The sequence below is a fragment of the Brevibacillus centrosporus genome (assembly GCF_046622605.1).
Classification (GTDB): Bacteria; Bacillota; Bacilli; order Brevibacillales; family Brevibacillaceae; genus Brevibacillus; species Brevibacillus centrosporus.
In genome coordinates this window covers 2,943,944-2,964,552 of record NZ_CP176856.1, presented here as the reverse complement: position 1 = coordinate 2,964,552, position 20,609 = coordinate 2,943,944, and the positions used below count along the sequence as shown (strand labels likewise).

The 20,609-nt window shown below is 49.5% G+C and carries 20 protein-coding genes; 1 reads left to right on the top strand and 19 read right to left on the bottom strand.

Annotation, left to right across the window (positions count from 1 at the left end):
• Positions 1–63: 63 nt before the first annotated feature.
• Both ACLIN2_RS15065 and ACLIN2_RS15060 read right to left on the bottom strand, forming a co-directional pair.
• Positions 64–327: an HPr family phosphocarrier protein gene (locus ACLIN2_RS15065; protein WP_122922763.1), complete on the bottom strand. Its 264-nt coding sequence runs from the start codon at positions 325–327 to the stop codon at positions 64–66.
• Entirely contained in the window at positions 299–3,226 is a 2,928-nt protein-coding gene (locus tag ACLIN2_RS15060) for a sigma 54-interacting transcriptional regulator (RefSeq protein ID WP_411504459.1), read from the bottom strand. Before ACLIN2_RS15060 ends, ACLIN2_RS15065 begins: the two co-directional genes overlap by 29 nt.
• 285 nt (positions 3,227–3,511) lie before the next feature.
• Here ACLIN2_RS15060 and ptsP point away from each other — a divergent pair, with 285 nt between their 5' ends.
• Positions 3,512–5,158, top strand: coding sequence for a phosphoenolpyruvate--protein phosphotransferase (gene ptsP, locus ACLIN2_RS15055; RefSeq protein WP_411504458.1), 1,647 nt, complete (start codon positions 3,512–3,514; stop codon positions 5,156–5,158).
• A 76-nt stretch (positions 5,159–5,234) separates the two neighbouring features.
• On the opposite strand, the gene ACLIN2_RS15050 is transcribed toward ptsP, so the two are convergent.
• The 17 genes from ACLIN2_RS15050 to ACLIN2_RS14970 all read right to left on the bottom strand — a co-directional run bounded on the left by ACLIN2_RS15050 (position 5,235) and on the right by ACLIN2_RS14970 (position 20,605).
• Positions 5,235–5,630: a hypothetical protein gene (locus ACLIN2_RS15050; protein WP_411504457.1), complete on the bottom strand. Its 396-nt coding sequence runs from the start codon at positions 5,628–5,630 to the stop codon at positions 5,235–5,237.
• 298 nt (positions 5,631–5,928) lie between these two features.
• Positions 5,929–7,275, bottom strand: coding sequence for a PTS galactitol transporter subunit IIC (locus ACLIN2_RS15045; RefSeq protein ID WP_411504456.1), 1,347 nt, complete (start codon positions 7,273–7,275; stop codon positions 5,929–5,931).
• Positions 7,276–7,308: 33 nt separating this feature from the next.
• Positions 7,309–7,593 carry a PTS sugar transporter subunit IIB gene (locus ACLIN2_RS15040; RefSeq protein WP_092269879.1) on the bottom strand — a complete coding sequence of 95 codons (285 nt, stop codon included), beginning with the start codon at positions 7,591–7,593 and terminating at the stop codon, positions 7,309–7,311.
• Positions 7,590–8,069 carry a PTS sugar transporter subunit IIA gene (locus tag ACLIN2_RS15035; RefSeq protein ID WP_411504455.1) on the bottom strand — a complete coding sequence of 160 codons (480 nt, stop codon included), beginning with the start codon at positions 8,067–8,069 and terminating at the stop codon, positions 7,590–7,592. Before ACLIN2_RS15035 ends, ACLIN2_RS15040 begins: the two co-directional genes overlap by 4 nt.
• A 188-nt stretch (positions 8,070–8,257) precedes the next feature.
• Entirely contained in the window at positions 8,258–8,812 is a 555-nt protein-coding gene (locus tag ACLIN2_RS15030) for a GNAT family N-acetyltransferase (protein WP_411504454.1), read from the bottom strand.
• Positions 8,813–8,954: 142 nt separating this feature from the next.
• Positions 8,955–9,557: an MSMEG_1061 family FMN-dependent PPOX-type flavoprotein gene (locus tag ACLIN2_RS15025; RefSeq protein ID WP_411504453.1), complete on the bottom strand. Its 603-nt coding sequence runs from the start codon at positions 9,555–9,557 to the stop codon at positions 8,955–8,957.
• A gap of 74 nt (positions 9,558–9,631) precedes the next feature.
• A complete protein-coding gene (locus tag ACLIN2_RS15020) occupies positions 9,632–10,237 on the bottom strand; it encodes an alpha/beta hydrolase (protein ID WP_411504452.1) in 606 nt (201 codons plus the stop codon).
• Positions 10,238–10,482: 245 nt separating this feature from the next.
• The gene (locus ACLIN2_RS15015; protein WP_411504451.1) at positions 10,483–11,055 is read right to left on the bottom strand and encodes an HpcH/HpaI aldolase family protein; all 573 of its coding nucleotides are present in this window, start codon (positions 11,053–11,055) and stop codon (positions 10,483–10,485) included.
• Entirely contained in the window at positions 10,965–11,240 is a 276-nt protein-coding gene (locus ACLIN2_RS15010; protein WP_411504450.1) for a hypothetical protein, read from the bottom strand. The genes ACLIN2_RS15015 and ACLIN2_RS15010 overlap by 91 nt, the downstream gene beginning before the upstream one ends.
• A gap of 81 nt (positions 11,241–11,321) precedes the next feature.
• Entirely contained in the window at positions 11,322–12,281 is a 960-nt protein-coding gene (locus ACLIN2_RS15005) for a branched-chain amino acid transaminase (RefSeq protein ID WP_411504449.1), read from the bottom strand.
• Between the two features lie 82 nt (positions 12,282–12,363).
• The gene (locus tag ACLIN2_RS15000) at positions 12,364–13,086 is read right to left on the bottom strand and encodes an aspartate/glutamate racemase family protein (protein WP_122922774.1); all 723 of its coding nucleotides are present in this window, start codon (positions 13,084–13,086) and stop codon (positions 12,364–12,366) included.
• 67 nt (positions 13,087–13,153) lie between these two features.
• Positions 13,154–14,719 (bottom strand): hydantoinase/oxoprolinase N-terminal domain-containing protein, encoded by a 1,566-nt coding sequence (locus tag ACLIN2_RS14995; protein WP_411504448.1) that lies wholly within the window; start codon positions 14,717–14,719, stop codon positions 13,154–13,156.
• A complete protein-coding gene (locus ACLIN2_RS14990; protein ID WP_327929267.1) occupies positions 14,716–15,813 on the bottom strand; it encodes a DUF917 domain-containing protein in 1,098 nt (365 codons plus the stop codon). The genes ACLIN2_RS14995 and ACLIN2_RS14990 overlap by 4 nt, the downstream gene beginning before the upstream one ends.
• A gap of 25 nt (positions 15,814–15,838) precedes the next feature.
• Positions 15,839–17,161, bottom strand: a complete 1,323-nt coding sequence (locus tag ACLIN2_RS14985) for a purine-cytosine permease family protein (protein WP_400581828.1) — start codon at positions 17,159–17,161, stop codon at positions 15,839–15,841.
• A 347-nt stretch (positions 17,162–17,508) separates the two neighbouring features.
• Entirely contained in the window at positions 17,509–18,054 is a 546-nt protein-coding gene (locus tag ACLIN2_RS14980) for a GrpB family protein (protein ID WP_400581829.1), read from the bottom strand.
• A gap of 51 nt (positions 18,055–18,105) precedes the next feature.
• On the bottom strand, positions 18,106–19,497 hold the full coding sequence (locus ACLIN2_RS14975; RefSeq protein WP_411504447.1) for a hydantoinase/oxoprolinase N-terminal domain-containing protein: 1,392 nt from the start codon (positions 19,495–19,497) through the stop codon (positions 18,106–18,108).
• On the bottom strand, positions 19,466–20,605 hold the full coding sequence (locus ACLIN2_RS14970; protein WP_411504446.1) for a DUF917 domain-containing protein: 1,140 nt from the start codon (positions 20,603–20,605) through the stop codon (positions 19,466–19,468). Before ACLIN2_RS14970 ends, ACLIN2_RS14975 begins: the two co-directional genes overlap by 32 nt.
• Positions 20,606–20,609: the final 4 nt, after the last annotated feature.

The following is a 20,609-nucleotide window of genomic DNA, read 5'->3' as shown; positions in this document are numbered from 1 at the left end:
TCTTAGTAGTTACATTTGTAATTCATTATAAATATTCTGATAACCTAGTCAAGTGGCAAACGTTTATTCTTCCCCAAACTTTCTCTCCACAAGAGCGGAAAGCGAGTCGATCGCTTCTTCCTCATCTGGTCCTACCGCCTTAAGTGTCAATACCGATCCCATCGTAGCTGCCAGGGAAAGAACATTGAGTATGCTTTTCGCGTTTGCCACTTTTGTCCCCAAAAGAATCGTGATCTCTGATTTATATCCCGCCGCCAGCTTTACAAATTCTGCAGCAGGACGGGCATGCAAACCAGTTTTATTCAAAATCGTTACTTGTTTTTCCATATGGAATCCTCCCTGATGTTTCACCATTTTCGAGTAATGCTTGCAAATCGGGTGATTGATTCGCCTCTTGTCTTTCGCTTAAAAAAGAATAAAGCTCCTCCACAGCTAACTGGCAGTGCTCCGTGATCGCCAGCATGTAAACGTATTGGACGAATAGACCTGGCTCCCATTCCACTGGATGAGCGAGTCTGGCGGCAGCAATTCCCGGACGGATTGTTTGCATTGTATCCGCATGCGGGATAGCCGCTCCCAGCAAGCATGTATTCCCCATCCGTTCCCGTTCCCAAACCTTCTGGGCAAAATCTTGCTCGACAAACCCTTGTTCTCGCAAAAGGCTTGCAAGGGCTTCGATGACTCGTTCCTTACTGGCCCGCTCCTCACAATTCCAGATCAGTTCGGGATGCAATAATTCTCGTAGCCCGTAAGAATGCGGCGGCAGCGATGGGGAGAGTGTTCCATTTGCCACGAGCAGCAATCTCTTGATAAAGCTGATTCCTGTTTCATCTACGATCTCTTTAATGGAAATAAAAGGAATTCCGTCCAGCATCGGATTGACTGTCCCTACCACTGCGAAAATATGATATTTTTCCAGCCACTCCTTGTATAGCTTGCGAATGGAGAGCGAGCTTGCCTGAAGAATCGTCACCTGTTCTTCTGTTGCATCCAGCTTTTCCTTCAAGAGCATATCCAGTCTTTTCGCCGCTCCTTCTCCAGTCAGGCAAATCGTCACGATCGCAACCGGCTTTGAATTGGTCGTATAGACGGACGGCAGCGCATTCGTCGGCATTGTGCGCAACCGATTCACGATCTGACTCATCGACTCGCTCGAGTACAGGCATTTTCGAATGACCTCAATCACCAAGGTCGTTGTCACGTTTGGCAGCACCTGCACACGCACGCCGGTCCGCACCTCCCACTCGGCTTCACTCAACAAATTACTGCCCATATCCGCGAGCAAAATGACGCCCTCTCCCTGATCCACCTGCCGTATCGAAGCACTGATACGTTTGATCGCAGAAGAGAGGTCGTCGTTCCAGTACAGCTCGACGGCGAGCGCATGCTTCCTCTCAAACAAGCGCGCAGCAACCTCGACCATGCTTTTTGCTACCTGCCCATACGAGGTGACGACCACGCCGATCACCGGTTTTGGTTCCGTGAATACCGAGCATTGCTTCAAATACATCTCGAGCAGCGCTACTTCCGAATCCGGCAGGGTGATTCCCCATATGGTCTGCACGACCTTCGCCATTTCCAGGGCGACTTTGTACTCCATCGATTCGCAGTCTGACTCCAGCGGAAGCTCTCTCGTTTTTGGATCCGGCCATCGATCCAAGAGGCCGTGCAGGTGAATCGCCAAGGCATAGGAAATTCGCTGGTAATCCAGCGTCATATGCCGCTCCGCAATCCATAGCATTTGTTCGACCGCCTGAACTACCTGATCGCCGACAAGCTTTACCAGCTGTTGCAGGCGCAGCGCTCTCTTTTCATGTTCACCTGCTGCAGGCTCTAGACGAGTATCCAGCTCTTTGTTTACGATCAGCTCAATCAGTTCTTCGCTTTGGCCCTGGTTTTTCAGGTTGCGATACCGTTCAACAACCCAGTTGTATAAATGCTGGGCGGAATCTTCGCACAACTCACTGCCGAGATCGGAGCGCTGTCCCGGAATAAACAGGAACTGATCTTTTTTCAGCATGGGCAGCTCGGGTGCCAGCCCGTTCAATTGCTGCTGACTTACGACGTGCATGGGCAAATCGTACCGATCCACTTGCACCACGGACTTTTCTTCCTGATGGATCGTTTTGAGAAAGGCTTTCGCCAGCAGTACCCGGATGTCACTGTGCAGCTGCCCCATATTGGCGGGACATTCGTACATCATGAGGGAGGCAATCACTTCTTTTTGGACGACGACCTCTTTCCCGATCCGATCGGTTTCTTCGTTCAAAAAATGCAAAATTAGCGAGAGCCGCTCCTGCTGCGTCCACTCGGATAAGGCAGGCAGCTCAATGGTCATCGGGATGCGCCTGCGCAGTGTCAGCAGCAGGCTCGACTCCGGGCTTTCCGTAGTCGCACCCACGATCAAGATCGTCGCCTTTTGCTGGAACTGAACCTCTCCTAGCCGACGATATACCCCTTTGTCGATCAGATAAAAGAGGTTCTCCTGCCCTTCTGGCGGCAAGCGATGGATCTCATCCAGAAACAGAATGCCCCCATCCGCCTCATCCACTAATCCGAGCTTGTCTTGCTGCGCACCTGTAAATGCACCTTTCACATATCCGAATAGCTGGGACAGCAAGAGCTGCGGGTTTTTGGCATAGTCCGCGCAATTAAAAATGATAAAAGGGGCATTTCGCTTCATCACTTGCTGCTCAATCGCGAAATGATACATCGCTTCGGCCATCCTGCTCTTCCCGACGCCACTCGCTCCAAAGAAAAGCGTATGCAGCCCATTTGGCGGGTAAAGCGCCGCTGCCTGTGCTTGCTGGATCGCTGCTTTGAGCGTCCCCTTTGCGCCGATCAAGCTGGCAAAGGTCACCGCCTGGCTGGCTTTGCGAGCTTTTTGACGCGTGCGTTCTTCCGTTTTGGGCGTATCCTCTTCTTCTGAGAACGCTTCCATTTTGCCACGCAATTGATGGACCATAAAACGCGAAACCTCATAGCCCATCTCATTTAAACGACTGGTAAGCTCTCGACTCGGCATGCTAGGGGTTTGCTTCAGAAGGTGCTCCATTTCTTTGAGCAGGAGTGGCTGCCTGCGTTTTCGAGAATCAGGAATCTGCAGCTTGTGTCGAAGCAAAGTCACCTCGTCACGTCGCACTCCCAATTGACGGGCGATTTGCTCATCGGTTAAGGGAGCTTTTTTATCCTCGTATTCGATGATGTGCCTGATGCGTTCCTCCATACCATCCCCCCACAATCTATCACAAGCAACATTTGTGCCAATGGTTAAAACTCGCATTTTCCTCGCCATTTCGCTCTACATTATCTACCATAACATAATTCAAAAACGGTATCAGAATATTCTGTGGCATTTTTTGTGCACGTTTCTCCACAATGTATACCTTTTCGTTGACGATTATGAGAGGAACCGCTAAGATAAACGTATTCAAATCCTTTGGATCATGGGTCAGGGACGATTCCCTGGCCTTTTTTGCGTCTATAACTTTACTTTCACTGGAGGGATACGATGTATAAAGGGATTGCCGCCTCACCCGGCTATGCCGCAGAACGCGCTTTCGTATGGAAGGAACAAGCATTATCCATTCCCCATGAAACAATCACAGCAGACCAAGTGGAGCTGGAAAAGCAGAAAGTCCGCGACGGCCTAGAGCAGGTCAAACAGGAGCTTGCCTTCACACGAGAAGATGTCCGCGAGCGCTTCGGTGAAGAGGAATGCGCCATTTTTGCCTCTCACTTGATGATGCTAGAGGACCCTATTCTACTAGAAGAAATCGATCGAGAAATCCTCGATTCAGCCAAAAATGCTGTCTGGGCAGCCCACGATGTCCTAACGACTCACGCTTCTGTTTTTGAATCGATGGACGATGCCTATTTGCGCGAGCGTGCCGCTGATTTTAAAGACTTGCGTGGCAAACTCGCGAGACGACTTCTCGGTGTCGGTGACGTATCTCTTGAAGCGCTAGATCGACCCGTTATTCTAGTCGCCCATGATCTGACGCCCTCCCAAACGGCTCGGCTGAATCCGGAATGGGTCAAAGGAATCCTGACGGAAATAGGCGGACCGACCAGTCATTCTGCTATCCTGGCACGCACTCTGCAGATTCCTGCTGTCGTGGGTTGTGGTCCGATCGCCTGCGAGATTACCGATGAAACGATTCTTGCTCTAAATGGAAATACGGGAGAGATCACGATCCATCCAGAGCAGGAGCAGGTCGAGCGCTACCACCGGGAGCAGCACGCCTTCCAAGAAGAACAAACGCGATTGCGCGCCGCCGCTTTTGAAACCGTATACACGGCAGATGGAAAAAGGATTGAGATTGCAGGGAATATCGGGAACCCCGCGGACTGCCGCTCTGTACTCGCGAACGGCGGAGACGGTGTAGGCTTGTTCCGCTCTGAGTTCCTTTTCCTTGAGCGGGATCAAATGCCGAGCGAAGAGGAACAGTTCGAGGCGTACGCCGAGGTGGCACTTGAAATGGCTGGGCGCCCTGTCATTATTCGAACGATGGACATTGGCGGAGACAAGCAGCTGCCTTATCTGCCGATGGAGGCGGAAGAAAATCCATTCCTCGGATTTCGTGCCATTCGACTCTGTCTGGCTGAAAAGGAAATGTTCCTAACCCAGCTGCGCGCCATCCTGCGAGCTTCCAGCCAAGGCAAAATCAGAGTGATGTTTCCGATGATTGCGACAGAGGAAGAATTGCTCGAGGCGAAGTCTCTGCTCGCACAAGCGAAGGAACAGCTGCGAGAAAGACAGCTTCCATTTGACGAGAAGATCGAGACAGGAATCATGATTGAGATCCCTTCCGCAGCCATCATCGCCGATCAGCTTGCTCCTCATGTCGACTTTTTCAGCATTGGCTCCAATGACTTGATCCAGTATACCTTTGCCGCTGACCGCATGAATCAAAAGGTCAGCTATCTGTACAATCCGGTTCACCCGGCTATCCTTCGTCTGATCGGTCGAGTCGTCCAAGACGCGCATACACATGGCAAATGGGTCGGCGTTTGCGGGGAAATGGCTGGTGATCCTCTTTACGCAAAGGAACTGATTGCCCTTGGCGTCGATGAATTAAGCATGACTCCTTCGCTGATCCCCAGAATGAAACAAGCGATCAAAGGCATGTCCGCTACTACTCTCATCTATAAATAATTGCTGCCAAAACAAGACCCACAAATGATTTTGTGGGTTTTTGCGCTTTTCAGGTTGATTGAAACGGACAATTCCTTCAGGTATACCTTTGCCGACTAAGCACTTCTTCAAAAGGAGAAGCACTCCTGAAAATAACGGTACTACGCTGACTATTGGCAATTCGAGATTGAAGAATAGCATCGGGAATATCAAAATTTACGATTATGCTTACAAAACCTTTTTGACGGAACCGCTCGAGTAAATCCAGACGACCTTTGCGACCACGATTGGCATTACATAAAATGAGATGAAAATTTGTTTCATTAACAGCATAATCGACGATCGTTCGAGAGATAGCGTCCTTAAGTGTATTGACTCCTTGTTTAGGTAGCAAGCTTTTATAATAGGTCTGGATAAATTCAGCATGGTTATCTCTGTCAATCACAACGGAGTTTTGTAAGTGCTGTTCTAATTCTTTAGCGAGCCTTTTCATTCATGCACCCCTTCCATTCTCAAATCATTAGTCGAACAAAGTCGGCTGTTAGCTTTGTGTCTGCCCCACCAATAGTGGGTTCTATCTCAAACATGGGATTGTTGTCGCCACCCAGGTTATAAAAATTCCATCTGAATGTTTGTAGCATTTCAACCGTTCCAGGAGAATATCCTCCCTACTGTAAGCTAACTTTCCTGTCTACGCTTGCAGAAGCAACAGTCTTTATGAATAGAGCCAAAGAAAACCACCCTGTACATGCCAGCAGGCAACGTACAAGGTGGTTGTTCGTTTTCGTCCTTTATAATGCTTTGTTCACAGATTGCGAAGAATTCTTTTGCTTGCGCTGGACCAGGTAAGCGACGCCCAAGCCAATGACGGCAATCCCGATAATCCCCACGTAGCCTAGCTTTGCTCCAAACAAGAAGATTGCCGTAGTCGGAACCGCCCCATCGACAAGAGAGGATATCGCACTTGCCCCGTCCGGGAATTTGAAGCCGGCGTTTTGGGCTGCTTGCGTAAACAGCGGCGAAATATAAGTAGCCAAAAGCAAGCCAAATGCGAGCGAGATCGTTGCCCCGATCACGGTACGGATGACGTTTCCTTTAAAAATAGGCACCATCAAGCACACGATGAACGGAATGGTAGCCAGGTCTCCAAAAGGAAGAACTTTATTGCCCGGCATCAAAACGGCCAGACCCAAGACAATCGGAATCATCAAGAGTGAAGCGGCAATCGTGGCCGGATGACCGACCGCAAGTGCTGCGTCCATGCCGATATTGACTTCACGTCCAGGAAAGCGCTTACGAACAAATTCACTCGCAGCTTCCGAGATCGGTATCAAGCCTTCCATCAAAATACTGACCATTCTCGGCAAAATCAGCATGACAGCAGCGGTTTTCACGCCCAAATCGAGAACCTTCTGAAGATCCCATCCAGCCAAAAGCGCGATAATAATGCCTAAAATAAGTCCTAAAACGGTCGACTCACCCAGCAAGCCCAAACGTTTTTGAATCGTTTCGGGGTCTGCTTTCAGGTTGCGGAAGCCCGGAATCCGATCAAACAGCTTTTCCAGCGGCAGAGCGATCAAGTAATACGGTGTCGACGTTCCGTGCGGGAAGGAAATGTTCGGGTAGCCATAATAGTTGGATACGTGCTTCGCCGTGAGATCCGCCAAGACAAGAAGGATAATGGCATGGGCAATCGAAGTCAAAATCCCCAAGGTAATGTTGTTCGACATGACTGCGACCAGCGAGCCTGTAAATGCAATATGCCACAGATTCCAGAGGTCGATGTTCAGCGTTCGTGTCAGACCGAGCACCAGCATGCCCAGATTGACGGCAAGCCCGATCGGAATCGCAAGTGCACCGACTGCCGATCCAAACGCAATGGCCGAGGTAGCTGGCCAGCCTACGTCAATGATCGTAAGCTGGATGCCCAGGTTTTTGACCATATCCTGGGCAGCGGGTCCAAGACTTCCCATCAGCAGGCCAATCACAAGGTTGATCCCAATGAATCCAATCCCGACCGTCAGACCTGCACGGAAGGCTTCCCCCGGCTTTGTTTTCAAGATGATCCCAAACAGAAAAATGAGAACGGGCAAAACAACCGAGGGGCCAAGGTCTACGAGGTACTTGATAACGTCCATAGTGAACCTCCTTTGATAAGGCACATATTGATTTTAGGATGTTAGCTTTGCTTCAATTTGTTCAAACACTTGCTCTTTTCCGATTCCTGTAAGCAGGGGAACCGCATTGATGACTTTTTCTTGCAGCGAAGGAGGTACCGTCGTGGTGGAAATGATCAGGTCGTATTGATCGGCTTTGTTTAGTACGTCACTGACTTTGGACTGATCCAACGATGCATCGATGCCTTTGTCCCGTAAAAACGCTTTCAATTTTTGCATGACGACAGTTGAAGTAGCTACACCGGTACCACAGATGACGAGTACTTTTTTCTTGTTCATGATTTCTCCTCCACCTGCTCAAGCTGGGCGAGTACATTCCATACCTCTTCCGTTCCTTGAGCATCCATAATTTTCCGCATATTCGCCTGATCCTGAATCAGGTTCATGACTTGTTCCAAAATGATTAATTGCGTCTCGCCTCGCTCGGGAGCAAGCAAAAAAACCACTTGTACAGGCAGGTCATGGTTTGGATCTGCCATATTGCGAAAGCGCACACCTTGTCTGGCTACTCCTACAGCGATCGTCGGTTTCCGAACGTGCAGGGGGTCCGCATGAGGGATAGCGACATTCACCTCGCCTGTGAGCAAACCTGTCGGGTAAGATTGCTCCCGTACGCACACCGCCTCGATGTACTCCGTACCTACTGCTCCGGTTTGTATCAATGTGTCTCCCAACTGACGGATCAGCTCGGACTGCTCCAGGTGTTCTTCAAATATGCGAATATGGTCCTTCCCAATATATTCAGACAGACTCACTCTTTTATCGCACCTCCTTTCCCTTTTGAAATAGCAATTCCCGTGCCAAAATCGTTCGCATGGATAAAGCCTTATTCCGCAAGCCTTCACAACATTTTCCACACAATTTCTGGCGGTCTGCACACAAATTCTTCTGCATGGTTTGTGGGCGGTTTTGCGAAAGGGAGAAAGGATAACGAAACCAAGCGCTACTGCTCCTTTTTTGAAAAGCTCTCCCGATGAAAACGAGTGATGAAGGAAAACAAATGCTCGCCGCTGGTTGAAATCGGCTTAGGGTTGAGCTGATAGTACATCGCCCGATAAGGTTCTGGGACCCAAATGTATTTATGCACATATTCCGTTGAATGAAATCCCGCTTTTTCCCAAAACTTCGCGCGCTCTGCATTCGTCTGGGTGTCTTCCGCCTCCACTTCTATGAGGAGGATCGTGTAGTCGCCATCCGCTTTTGCCCATTCCTTCAGTAGCGCGAGAAAGACGGAGCCGATCCCTTTGCTTCTCAGGTCAGCCCGCACGGCAAAATAGTCGATTATGATAGCACGGCTAGCTTCGACTGTTCCCGTGATCGCCATCGCCACAAACTCCCCCTCACTCTTCGCAAGATGCAATTGACAGAGCTGTTTTTGAAACATGTTGCGGATGATCGCTTTGCTTTTCCTCCCATGCTCCGGAAAAGCCGCATAGTAGATAGGCTCCGCTTCACGCCACAAGACTTCGTCCCAATGATCTGTGGTAATGACATCCATGCCCTGCATCCCCTTTCTGCTCGTACCTCCTATTGGCTTTCCCACTCTCTTCCTTTTTCATGAAAAAACCTTGAATCAAAAAGAGGTGCATGGGCACGCTTTCCGATTCAAGGGTTGTACTTTTGCTAAATAGCAGACTGAGCTAATCATTTTGTTTCAGTTGTACGCCATTGATTTGCAAATGGGCACGGAACATCTCAAGGATGGAAGGCACCGTTTCTTTTTCCGGCCAGGACGATGTGTTCCATATACCTGCTTGTTTGAAAGCTCGCGGGCAATGGATGAAACATTCTTCTACTTTTACGACCACGCCAATATTGAGCGTTTTGCCTTTCCATTCTTGCTGAGCCAACAATTCAGCATTTTTGGTTAAAGTAGCGGTACCATTGATTCGCAGCACTTCTTCCAGCCCAGGAATCACAAAAATCATGCCAATCTGCGGATTCTCCAAAATATTCAACATGGAATCTACACGCCGATTCCCCATTCTTTCCGGATAAATGAGATGGTGATCGTCCAGTACCTTCACAAAGCCAGGCTCGTCACCGCGCGGAGAAACATCTCCTTTTCCTTCTGAATTGGCCGTAGATAAAAAGAACAGGGGGGATTTTGACAAGTATTGCCGGACGTGTGAGTCTACTTGCGCAATCGTTTTTTTGACGACAGTTTCATGAGGGGCTCCCACGAGACTTCTTAGTTCATCCGCTCTAGTGATGCGATCTTCCGCTGTCATTTGATTCCACATCGATTCCCGCTCCTCTCTAACCACTATGTATGCCTATCATATTAAATATTGCGAATGATTCTCATACTTACTCCTCATCTTAATGGCTCATCGGTTTGAATGCAAGCTTCTCCAAACAGCCATTTCATTGCCGCTATAAATCGGATCGAAAAGAAGAAGGAGTCGTGTGTACCAAGCAAATCCGTTTCCAAGCGGAGGTTCGCCGGAACAAAGCCTTTTTCCAGAAGGACGTGATGAGCTTCTTTCGTTTTACTGACCATTTGGGACTGAATCGTCTTTTTGTAGATTCCTTCCAGCTCCCCTGCATATATGTACATCTGGTGGTCCAATGCTGGCAGCGATTTGCTCCGAATGAATTCGACAAAGCTACCATACCAAAAAGAGGCGGAGATCAACGCGCTCTTGCCGAATATCTCCGCATGCTCATAGAACGCGTAAATACTGACCAGGCCACCGAGCGAGCACCCAGCAATGGCAGTGTTTTCTTTCTCCGGTAGTGTACGATAGGTTGTTTGGTCTATATATGGCTTTATCTGGTCGACAAGTGTTTGCAAGTAAGCCTTCGCACCTCCGCCAAAATCTCTACCGCCTGGAACAAGCGAAGCTGTCGGCCAAGGCGTATACTCATCATTTCGCTCGTGCGGTTTGATCCCGACAAAGATGATTTGGGGAAGCTGCATGGTGGGTGATTGCTCTCAAAATAATGAACAGGCAAGTAAATACGCAGCTCAAAGCCGGCAACTTCTTCGATGATGATCCGTTTCTTTTTCATTGCTCTTCCTCATTTCCACGGTATTTCCCCTATTATAGAGAGAGTTCGTGGCACTGAACATGTACGATATCCAGATGCTCCATGGAGCAAGTACGGATGTGCTCATGAAAAAACTCCGTTATACGGCAACGGAGTCGTTTTGCATGTGATTGCTCAGTCTTTCCTGACCCCCGCTTCCACCACTTCAAGGAAGGCTGACATCATGACCGACGTAATGACTACGGCAACAAACGCAGTTCCATTCTCAAGCTCTTGGCGTACACTTGCTGGATTGGCTGCGATATTACCTAGAGGAATATTTTGCTGCTGGGCTCTTTCTCGCAGCTGTGCGATAACGTTTTGCACCTCAGGATGCCGAGCTCCCTCTTCCTTGTAGCCCATGGAAATCGACAAATCAGTCGGACCAATGAAAGCCATGTCAAGACCAGGCACACTGACAATCTCCTCAAAGTTTGCCACTGCCTCCGGTGTCTCGATATGGACGATGACCAAGGTTTGATCGTCTGCGGCATCCAGAAAGCCGATCCCGTGATCCTTTCCGTAGCGAGCAGGACGTGTCGTATAATTCGCTCCCCTTTGCCCGAGTGGAGGAAACTTCACCCTCTGTACCACTTTTTCAGCGTCTTCCCTGTTGTTCACCATCGGTACCTGGATTCCTTTCGCCCCTCGGTCCAACGCCTTTTGAATGCAGGAAGGGTCGTAGGCAACACGAACAGATCGACGCATTCTGCCGCACGGATCATATTTTCCAGGTCTCTCGGACTAAACGCCCCGTGCTCGTCGTCGATGACGAGAAAATCGAAGCCGGCGTGCCCGAGCATCTCTACCATTTCCGGGCTATAGATCCCTACAAAAGCGCCAACTGTTTTCTCCCCGTTCTTCAGTTTTTCTTTCACTCTATTTTTCATCATCGGTAACCAGTCCTTTGCTTTTCAGCTAATCTCGGTTGCTATTCGAGAGTTTGGCGACATTCTCCTCTTTCCGTTGATGAATCATTTATAAACAGGTGTGACCCATTCCATGTAGCGCTCGTCTTTACCTCTCACAGCCGAATCATAGGCTTCCTGCAGCTGCTTTGTAATCGATCCCATCTTTCCTGTACCTACAGGACGACGGTCTACGGAAGTAATGGCGGCGATTTGCGCCCCTGTACCTGCCAGAAACATTTCATCGCAAATGTACAGCTCGGTTCTGTCTATCTGGCGAACCTCGTAGGACAGCCCGAGATCATCGGCTAGCTGCATGATCGCACGTCTCGTAATCCCTTCCAGAATGTCGGAGGTAATCGGTGTTGTAACCAGCACACCATTGCGTACGATAAAAAGATTGGCAGAGCTTGCTTCTGATACCTGTCCGTCACTGGAGAGCATGATGGCTTCATCATAACCATCTGCTGTCGCTGCATCATTCGCCAAGGCGGGGTTTATGTAAGCGCCTGTCACTTTGGCACGGGAAGGAATCATGTTGTCGGAAATGCGCTGCCAGCTGGAGACGGTAGCAGCCAGCCCGGCCGTATCCACGTAATTGCCCATCGGAACAGAAAAGATCGCCAGTTCATCGCGGAGTCCTGTGAGAGTGACCTTGATGACTTGCGAGGCTTTGAAAGCAAACGGGCGGATGTACACGTCCTCGCGGTAATCGTTTTTGGCAAGCATGAGACGCGTCCGTTCGACCAGTTCTTCCGCATTGTACGGAAGGTTGATTTTCAGAATCCGGCAGGACAAGAGCAAACGCTGGTAATGCTCCAGAGCTTTTAGGACATACAGCTGCCCTTCTTGTGCATTCCAGTAGGCGCGTATGCCTTCGAAGCAGCCGGTGCCGTAGTTGAGCGCGTGTGTGGAAATATTGACATTTGCTTCTGCGAGGGGCATGATTTGTCCCTTAAAAAAGCAATAGCCGGACGTGATCTCCTGATTTGGAGATGGGCCTTTCGTGGTCTCGATGATTTCCATTCGTTACTCCTCCTTTGCGTTACCTGTTGGTCAAAAAACAACCTGGAAGGTGATTCGCTCTTCCTTCCAGGCTGTGTGCACGTTATCTTGCTGTACGAAGCTTTTCGGTTGGTTTCATATAGGTGATGCGGCTCTGCTTGACCTTCATCGCGATGACGCTTTCCAGTACTTTGGCAGAAGCAAACGATGGATCAATAACCGGAACATCGTAGCCATGCTCCTTCAGCTTGTTTTGCAGCGTCTCGGCTACGCCCATCATACCTGTGCAGCCCAAGATTAAAGAATGAGCTTTATCGATTTCGATAGCTTTTACCATTTCCTCGAACAGCGCTTGCTCCATTTTCTCTTTGTCCACGAGGTCGAGCACAGGGATGTCGACGTAACGGATCGACGCTAGCTTGCCGTGAACGCCAACGGATTTCGTCACATTCTCGATCATGGCAATCACGTTTGGCAGAACGGTAACGACTGAGTAAGATTTGGCCAGCATACTTGCGAACAGCATCGAGGATTCACCGGCACCTACGACAGGAATATCCACTGCCTCACGAGCCGCTTTGACACCGGGGTCAGCGAAACACAAGCTGATCACACCGTCGCAGCCTTCGTTTTGCGCTTCTATGGCTTTTTCCAGCATGTTCGGAATCGCCAGTGCTTCATCGTACTCGCCTTCTACAGAAGCTGGACCGTAATCGAGGTGGCGAACCTGTACTTCGACGGATTCATCCAAGTAATGCGCAAATTCCTGCTGAACCTCCTCGTTGAAAATATCCATGATGGTTGGCAATAAGACTCTGATTTTCATCTGAATCTCCTCTTTTCTATTATTTTGGAGCTGCCGTGGTCAACAAAATGGAACCTTCGCGGAATATTTATACCTCTACCGGTGCTGCAAGCGTCCCTGCCGCTTTTACGCGAATACGGGTGGCATTGCCCAGATAGGACAAAGGAATGTCCTCAAATTCAACGATTTCAACGGTTTCCGGTTCAGCTCCAGCTGCGATGGCTTCATCGATCGCCATCCGTTTCGCCGTTTCCAGCGTCTGCTCGCGGCCCGTTTCATCCAAGGAAAAGACCCGATCAATCTGTCCACTGATTTGCGCAATCGCGGCACCAATGGCATTCGCCACACCGAAGTTTTCAGGGCGGATGAGCTGTGATGCGCCTTTTAAGGAATCAGGGAACAGAATGCTTCCGCCACCTACCAGAATGACCGGAACGGGCTCTGCACTGGTCTTCATCTTGTCAATCGCTTCCTCAGCCATCTCGACGATCCGGCTGTAGATCTGCTCGAGAAGCCCTTTATCCAGATGGGCCACTTTTTGCGGATCACCCAGATTCACTTTTCCGAGCGCAATCACAACATCCGTCGTAGTCAGCGTATCCCCGCCAAAGGCAAGACCTTTCTGTGGCAGCTGATAGCCAACGCTGTCTGGCCCTACCGTAAACTGTCCGTCGTCTTTGATTCGCACAATCGTTCCTCCACCCAAACCAATGGAGATCAGGTCAGGCATGCGGAAGTTCGTGCGTGCCCCACCGATTTCCACGGCCAGTGAGGACTCGCGCGGGAAGGAATTGACGAGGACACCAATGTCTGTCGTTGTTCCGCCTACGTCTACCACGAGAGCATTTGCCAATCCAGACAGATAGGATGCGCCGCGGATACTGTTCGTAGGGCCGCAGCCAATCGTGAGGATCGGGTACTTGATGGCGTACTCGATGCTCATCAGCGTCCCGTCGTTTTGTCCGAAGAAGACTCTTGCGTTGACGCCTTCTGCTTTCAGTGCGTCTATGAAGCCATAGGCGGTCGTTTTTGCTACCGTCACGATAGACGCATTCAGGATCGTTGCGTTTTCGCGCTCCAGCAGACCTACGCTGCCGATTTCGTACGACAAGGAAATGGGAACTTCATCGCCTAGAACTTCTCGCAGGATTTCCCCAGCTCTCAGCTCGTGATCTTTGGCGACAGGCGAAAAGACAGCGGCCACCGCTACCGAGTCTACTTTTCCTTTGATCTCACTGGCGATCCGATACAGCTCCTCTTCATCCAGCTTCACGATTTCACGCCCATCGAACTCGTGACCGCCACGGATGATGTAGACACGCTTGCCCAGCAGCGCTTTTAAGTCATCCGGTACGCCAACCAACGGCTTGATCGCCAGGGATGCAGGTGCTCCAATGCGGATATAGGCGATTTCATTCAGTCGTTTTCTTTCTACAATCGCGTTGGTGCAATGCGTGGTTCCGAGCATCGCGTACGTAATCTGCTCGCGAGGAACACCTGCTTGCTCGATCACTTCTCTCATGGCTGCATAGATCCCGCTGCTGACATCCTGCGTTGTAGATGATTTTGTTTCCGCCAGCACTTTGTATTCACTGTCCAACAAAACAGCGTCCGTATGCGTACCACCTACGTCAATTCCGATGCGGTAATTCATTTCGCAACACTTCCTTTCTCTACCAGCTGCTCTACCGGGATGTAGTCGGCATCATAACGGAAGTAACGTGGTCCCACCGTTTCAATCCCTTTTTCTGTCCGCCATTTTGGATGGCAAGGCATGCCGATGACGACACAACGTGCACCGTAGCGCAATCCTTCCGTGGTGATGGGAAGTCCGGTTTCCGCATCCAGGACGGCAATCAAGTCAGGAGTGACGCAAAGCAAACGATCCTTAGTACGGGCCAGGAGATGTTCGTTTTGGAAGCGGATTTCGAGATTTTCACCTTTATAGGCCTGCAATCCTTCGATTTTGGCGACTCCACGTGCCCAGCCGCCTTCTGTTTTGCGATCTACGTCTACCACTTTACCGCGGAACAGCTCAAACCCGCTCGTTAGCTTCAGTACCTCGTTGACCGGGTCTACATTCGTTTCCTTCGCCAAACGGATAGCACGGCCGATCTCTTCTTCCAGCTGCAAGATGCTGTGAATACCGCTTTCCTTCAGGTTTTTACCCAGCATCGGGTAAATGGCGCAAGTGGCGGATCCGCCTTTTTGTACCGTAACGCTGCGCGCAATGCGTTCCGTCCAGGAATTGTCGATCGTATCCATGATGGTGACATTGCCTTTTTCATCCGCTAGCACCATTGGCGTAGCGGAAATGCCATCGAGGTAAAAAGTCGTCATTTGCAGCTCAGGGAATGCACGACCCATTCCGTCTACATCCACGACAGGGAGACGAAGTTGTGCCGCAAGAGCCAATGGCAGCATGGAGTTGATTCCGCCAGCCTCGATTGGATACGTGGCAAAAACTTCTTTCCCCATGTATTTCTCCAGGGATTGAAAGGTTTGCGCGACTTCATGGCCGCTCGGAATTTTCTCAATCAGGACGGTAGGAGCACCCATTCCACCCGATGCGACGACGAGAGCGTCATCTGGAACTTCATCTACCGACAGCAAGGTAATAGGTCCGTATTCTTCTACTGCCTGCAGAGCCATCAATTTGCCGATGTACGGATCTCCTCCGCCTCCGGTTCCGAGTACGGCCGCACCAATTGCGATGTCTTCTATTTCTTGTTTACCTATCTGTCTCACATGTACCTCTCCTTTGATTTCAGATTTACCCTGCTTTGTCCATTTTCACATTCCATTTTTGATCCAGAGATGCCCCGAATACCTTCATACCGGCGTAGTAGACAATACCGGCGACCAGCAAGGAGTTGATCGAAGGAATCCCCCATTGAACCATGTAGCCGACTCCAAAGCCTAGCGCCCAAGCGACGAGTGAAACTGGATTCCACGTTTCACTCACCACTGGCAGCTCCCCGCGCTCTCGACTCTCATCCAATACTTTTCTGCTTCGTTTTAAGATGAAATAATCAACTACCATGATTCCGGCGATAGGTGGGATCCACACCCCGAGAAAAATGAGGAAATTAACGAATTGATCCAAGATACCGAGAACAGATAAAATGGTTCCTGCAATTCCGACAATTAGCGTGATAAGTCCGCGATTCACGTTCTTACCGAACAGGGCATGGATGATGTTGGTGAAACCTAGCGAAGCCGAGTACAGGTTAATATCGTTGATTTTTACAGTAGCAAAAATGACGGTTGCAGCTCCGATCCAGCCAGACGTCTGCAAAGCAATCGTCACTACGTCACTCGTTTTGACAGCGTGAGCCATTAGGACCGCGATCAGATTGATGATAATTTCTCCGATGACGACGGAGATCAAAGTCGACCAAAGCACGTCTTTGCTGCTTCGGCAATAGCGGGTCATGTCTGGGGTTAGTACCGCCCCAACCATGAAGCTTCCTGCAACCATTGTCGCCGCCGCGCCCAAGGAAAGAGCTGGACCAGGCGCTGCAGAAGACATGAGCTCAGGCAGCGAGTGGCTTTCAAACACGTTGTAGATACCGTATGCAATGGTCAATAAAAATCCGGGGACCGCGATCTTGGCCGTTACTCCCAGCCACTTGAAACCAAAAATAACGATCACGGTGACAAACAATCCTGTCAGAGTCGCAGCGAGAGGAAATCCTAATGCCCCACCGACAGCGTCATTGATCCCGTTTGCAAATACGGAGTTCTGCACACCGAACCAGCCGATGGTAGAAACCGCGATGACGAATCCGATAATACTGGACCCGTATTTGCCAAACCCCGTCCATCTGCTCAGCATACTGGTCGAAAGCCCCTCGCGCGCACCAGCAATTCCGATGAGGAGGATGACTACTTCCAGGATAATGGCACCGAGAAAGCTAGCTAATGCAGCGTCCCAAAAGGACATGCCATAACCGAGAAATGCACCGAGAATGAACTGACTGAGAGAAGTAAACGCCCCAATTCGAATGACGAGAATTTCCCACATCGGCACGCGTGCCTCTTTCGGCACCCTGCTCAGCGAGAAGTCGTCTGCCATGTTTGAATGACCTGCCATGATATCGCCCCTCCTTTACCTTGTTTGTTTTTCTGGATGGAACAGAAAAGACTGAATGTTCACCTCCGAACAGTTTGAATATTCTTTGTTGCAAATGGCATGCCAACCTGAAAAGCTAGATATTTCTTGCATTTTGGGCTGCATTTGAGAAAATTCTCAGCTCAAAAAACAATCAAAATTCACAGATAATGATTGTTATGGACTGTTTTTATATTCTTTTCTCATTTTTTCTCTATTTTTCGCACTCTTTATTTTTTCTCAACCTGAGAACTCTCCGTCATAAAAAAGAAGCCGGATTTGCAAGGAGCAATGCCCAATGCAAATCGGCTTCATGCTTGATACTTTTTTTACTCATCAGTTGTACTTGTTCGCCATCCTATTTCTTGTGACCAATTATGGGCTTTCTGCAGAATATCCCATACGATCGGACCTTTTCCTTCCACATATTTCGGACGTTCCCCTCTGTATAGCTCCATTAATCGATGCTTTTCTTGGGCGTAGCGCAAACAATCATCAGGGTGAGCACGCAAGAAGTCCCTGAAAAGCAAGGTGACTTGTTCGGAATAACTACCTGCCTCTCTTACATGAACGTGCGTCCTGCGATTTCCCGGTATCTCCCGAAAATACCTCTTCGTCCTGTCCCGATTTTCTTCTCGTAACACGAACCCCACGTTTTCAATCTTCGTCTGATAGGTCGAGATATCATCATAGTTTCTTACAGATATTTGGATATCGATAATAGGCTTTGCTGCCAGACCAGCTACAGAAGTTGAGCCGACATGGTCGATTCGAACAGCCGAATCTCCCAACGACTCTCTTAAACTAGAAGCAACGTCACGAAACAGACTCTTCCATCTAGGGTCATACTCGGATATTCTCCACTGATCCTCCACTGACACTCACCTCTGGAGTCGTATTCTCAAGGTTGAAATGATTGCTTTGGATTACCGCAGATGCTGAAAATCCAAAGTCCCTATGGCTTTTACATTGATACGTATTGCTTTCGTCGGCATATAGGCAATGGGGTTGATTTCTACTCTTTGTACGAATACCGACTTGGGGGACGCTCCTTCTGCGATGGCAGCTTGAATGGCTTCCTCTTTCGCGATCTGAATCGTTTTATCCCGATCTTCTTCATCTACCCAATAAATACGATCGACTGCTCCGCTCACCTGTGCGATACATGCACCAATCGCACTAACATTTTCAAACTCGGCTGGATGAAGTACATCTGACCATGGATACTTGAACGAAGGGAAAATGCGATCGCTCCCATCCCCCACAAAAACGATAGGGAGGGGTTCGAAGCGAGGCTGAAACCTTTGAATCGCGTGGTAGATCGCATCCAGATTGTCGTCGTCTGCAGTACGATCCTCGCTTATGATGAGATTCGTAACGTCTGACATTTGCAGACTGACAGGAACACCGGCCATTTTCATGTTACGGCGTTTTTCTTTTGGAAATCCGCGTTCCAATGCCCCGATGCTCGCTTTCGATTGGCAAATATCGACAATTACACAATCGTTTAAACCTGTGAGCAGCGAAGCTCCACGAAAGCTGTTGGAAATGCGTGAACCACAGGTACGAATCGGATATTGCAAGGCAGACTCATAGCCTAAGAGAGAACCATCGTTCTGAGTAAAGTAGATCTTCGCGTGGAGCCCGTTTTGATGCATCAGGTCTTGGAGCCCTTCGACGGAACGCAGAATCGTCTTCGATAAAGCAGCATTGAAAATACTGGAGTTTTCCCGCTCCAAAAAACCGATACTGCCGAGCATATGCGATTTGGTGACGGTACAATCATCCCCCACGATCTCGCGAATCCATTGCTCGACGATATTTTCATGCGCAGGGTTCACAAGTGAAAAGGCGCCTGTGATCGCAAATGAATTGATGCCTTCCTCACGAATCGTTTCCAAGAATGTTTCCAGATCGTGCTTTCCGGGTTGCAGGGAGGAACTGCCGTCCATCTCATGTCCCCCGTATAACTGAAAAGGAGTGACTTCGATCGCTTTTTGAATAGAATCGGATGCTCCGTACAGTGGCGGGATTGTGTTTTTCGCTTGCCCTATGCGGATGGAGCAGACTTTGGAGAGCCGCTCCCCTTTTTCTAATAGATTGGCAAAGTAATCGGTTCCAATAATCACTTCACCTATACTCGTGCAGCTCTTGTCAGGAGCCGTAATTTCTTTTATGACTTCGGAAAGCCCGACTAAAAAGTCATTCTGGGTAGGTGACTTCGCCACATGCAGGATCGATCCATCACGGTTCATGACAATTCCCGTCGTTGTTTTGCTATTGATATCAATCCCAAGACGCAGCACGATGTATGCCATTCCCCTCTTCTGAGATTAGTTGTTCGACCGGTACATACTGGTCCATCAGGCCAAAATTCCAGGGGCCAACGACATCGAGCATTTTCGGATGGCGAACGAGTATTGGGCAAGGGATCGCCACGACCCACACCTTCATTTGCAGCTCCAGCTCATCAATCATCACGGGAAGTCCTGTGTCCGCATCCAGGATACAAAGAATATCAGGTACGGTCGTGATGACTCGCTCGCCCTGCTTTGCCAGCAAGTATTCATTGAAAAACTGAACCTCAATTTGCTCACTGTGATGATAGCCCGTGCCTTCCACGATGGTTTCCCCCCGTAGCATCCCATCCTTCAAATAGCGCTGGACGTCCACAATTTTTCCTTCGATGAGCTTGAAGGGCTTACCGTATATGGAGTTTTGCAAAACGCGCGAGAGATGGAGAAATACACGGTGCACATCCGCTCCTGCGGCCAAAATACCTTCTCCAAGCCTTTTGCACAATAAGAATGTGTGTGGAATGACCGCTTCTTGCAGCGCTTTGGCTTGCATCGGAAAGGAAGCAGCTGCTACCGCTCCGCCCATGCCAGGTAAAGCATTGCGGGCCATTTTCTCCACTTCCAAGGTGGATTCATGAATAATCCGTACGTACTGACCGTTGTCGGCGCAAAGGATAAAGGGGCTCGCCTGTACGCCAAAAGCATGAAACGTCGTCATTTGCAATTCCGGAAAGGCTCTTCCCATCCCATCACAATCAACCAGTGGAAGGTTCGTTAAGGATGCTGCCAAAATGGGCGTAATCGCATTGATTCCCCCGATTTCAAAAGGCACAATCACCTTGGCTGTAATCTGCTTCTCGTTTTCCAAAATACGCAAAGCTGTCGTAAATTCTTGTCCGGATAGGAACCTTTCATATCCGATCGTTTGGGAGCCCATCATCGATATGGTGACACCCCAATCCTCGTCCTGAAGCTCAAAGGGCGAGAGAAGTCGAACGGGTCCCCGATCCCGTATCTCCTGCTTGGCCATAATTTGGATAATGGAGGGATCTCCTCCGCCACCAGAACCGAGAAACAGGGCACCGCAGGCAAGGGAATCGACGTCCTTTTCCGTTAATATTTGACTCATGTCC

Coding starts and splice junctions, on each gene's coding strand:
- ACLIN2_RS15040 (WP_092269879.1), bottom strand. CDS start 7,593: ATGAACAAGAAAAAAGTACTCGTCATCTGTGGTACCGGTGTAGCTACT.
- ACLIN2_RS15050 (WP_411504457.1), bottom strand. CDS start 5,630: ATGAAAAGGCTCGCTAAAGAATTAGAACAGCACTTACAAAACTCCGTT.
- ACLIN2_RS15060 (WP_411504459.1), bottom strand. CDS start 3,226: ATGGAGGAACGCATCAGGCACATCATCGAATACGAGGATAAAAAAGCT.
- ACLIN2_RS15010 (WP_411504450.1), bottom strand. CDS start 11,240: ATGATGAAAAATAGAGTGAAAGAAAAACTGAAGAACGGGGAGAAAACA.
- ACLIN2_RS14995 (WP_411504448.1), bottom strand. CDS start 14,719: ATGAATTACCGCATCGGAATTGACGTAGGTGGTACGCATACGGACGCT.
- ACLIN2_RS14975 (WP_411504447.1), bottom strand. CDS start 19,497: ATGGCATACATCGTGCTGCGTCTTGGGATTGATATCAATAGCAAAACA.
- ACLIN2_RS15005 (WP_411504449.1), bottom strand. CDS start 12,281: ATGGAAATCATCGAGACCACGAAAGGCCCATCTCCAAATCAGGAGATC.
- ACLIN2_RS15020 (WP_411504452.1), bottom strand. CDS start 10,237: ATGCAGCTTCCCCAAATCATCTTTGTCGGGATCAAACCGCACGAGCGA.
- ACLIN2_RS15000 (WP_122922774.1), bottom strand. CDS start 13,086: ATGAAAATCAGAGTCTTATTGCCAACCATCATGGATATTTTCAACGAG.
- ACLIN2_RS15030 (WP_411504454.1), bottom strand. CDS start 8,812: ATGGATGTCATTACCACAGATCATTGGGACGAAGTCTTGTGGCGTGAA.
- ACLIN2_RS15065 (WP_122922763.1), bottom strand. CDS start 327: ATGGAAAAACAAGTAACGATTTTGAATAAAACTGGTTTGCATGCCCGT.
- ACLIN2_RS15045 (WP_411504456.1), bottom strand. CDS start 7,275: ATGGACGTTATCAAGTACCTCGTAGACCTTGGCCCCTCGGTTGTTTTG.
- ptsP (WP_411504458.1), top strand. CDS start 3,512: ATGTATAAAGGGATTGCCGCCTCACCCGGCTATGCCGCAGAACGCGCT.
- ACLIN2_RS15025 (WP_411504453.1), bottom strand. CDS start 9,557: ATGTGGAATCAAATGACAGCGGAAGATCGCATCACTAGAGCGGATGAA.
- ACLIN2_RS15015 (WP_411504451.1), bottom strand. CDS start 11,055: ATGCGTCGATCTGTTCGTGTTGCCTACGACCCTTCCTGCATTCAAAAG.
- ACLIN2_RS14970 (WP_411504446.1), bottom strand. CDS start 20,605: ATGAGTCAAATATTAACGGAAAAGGACGTCGATTCCCTTGCCTGCGGT.
- ACLIN2_RS14985 (WP_400581828.1), bottom strand. CDS start 17,161: ATGGCAGGTCATTCAAACATGGCAGACGACTTCTCGCTGAGCAGGGTG.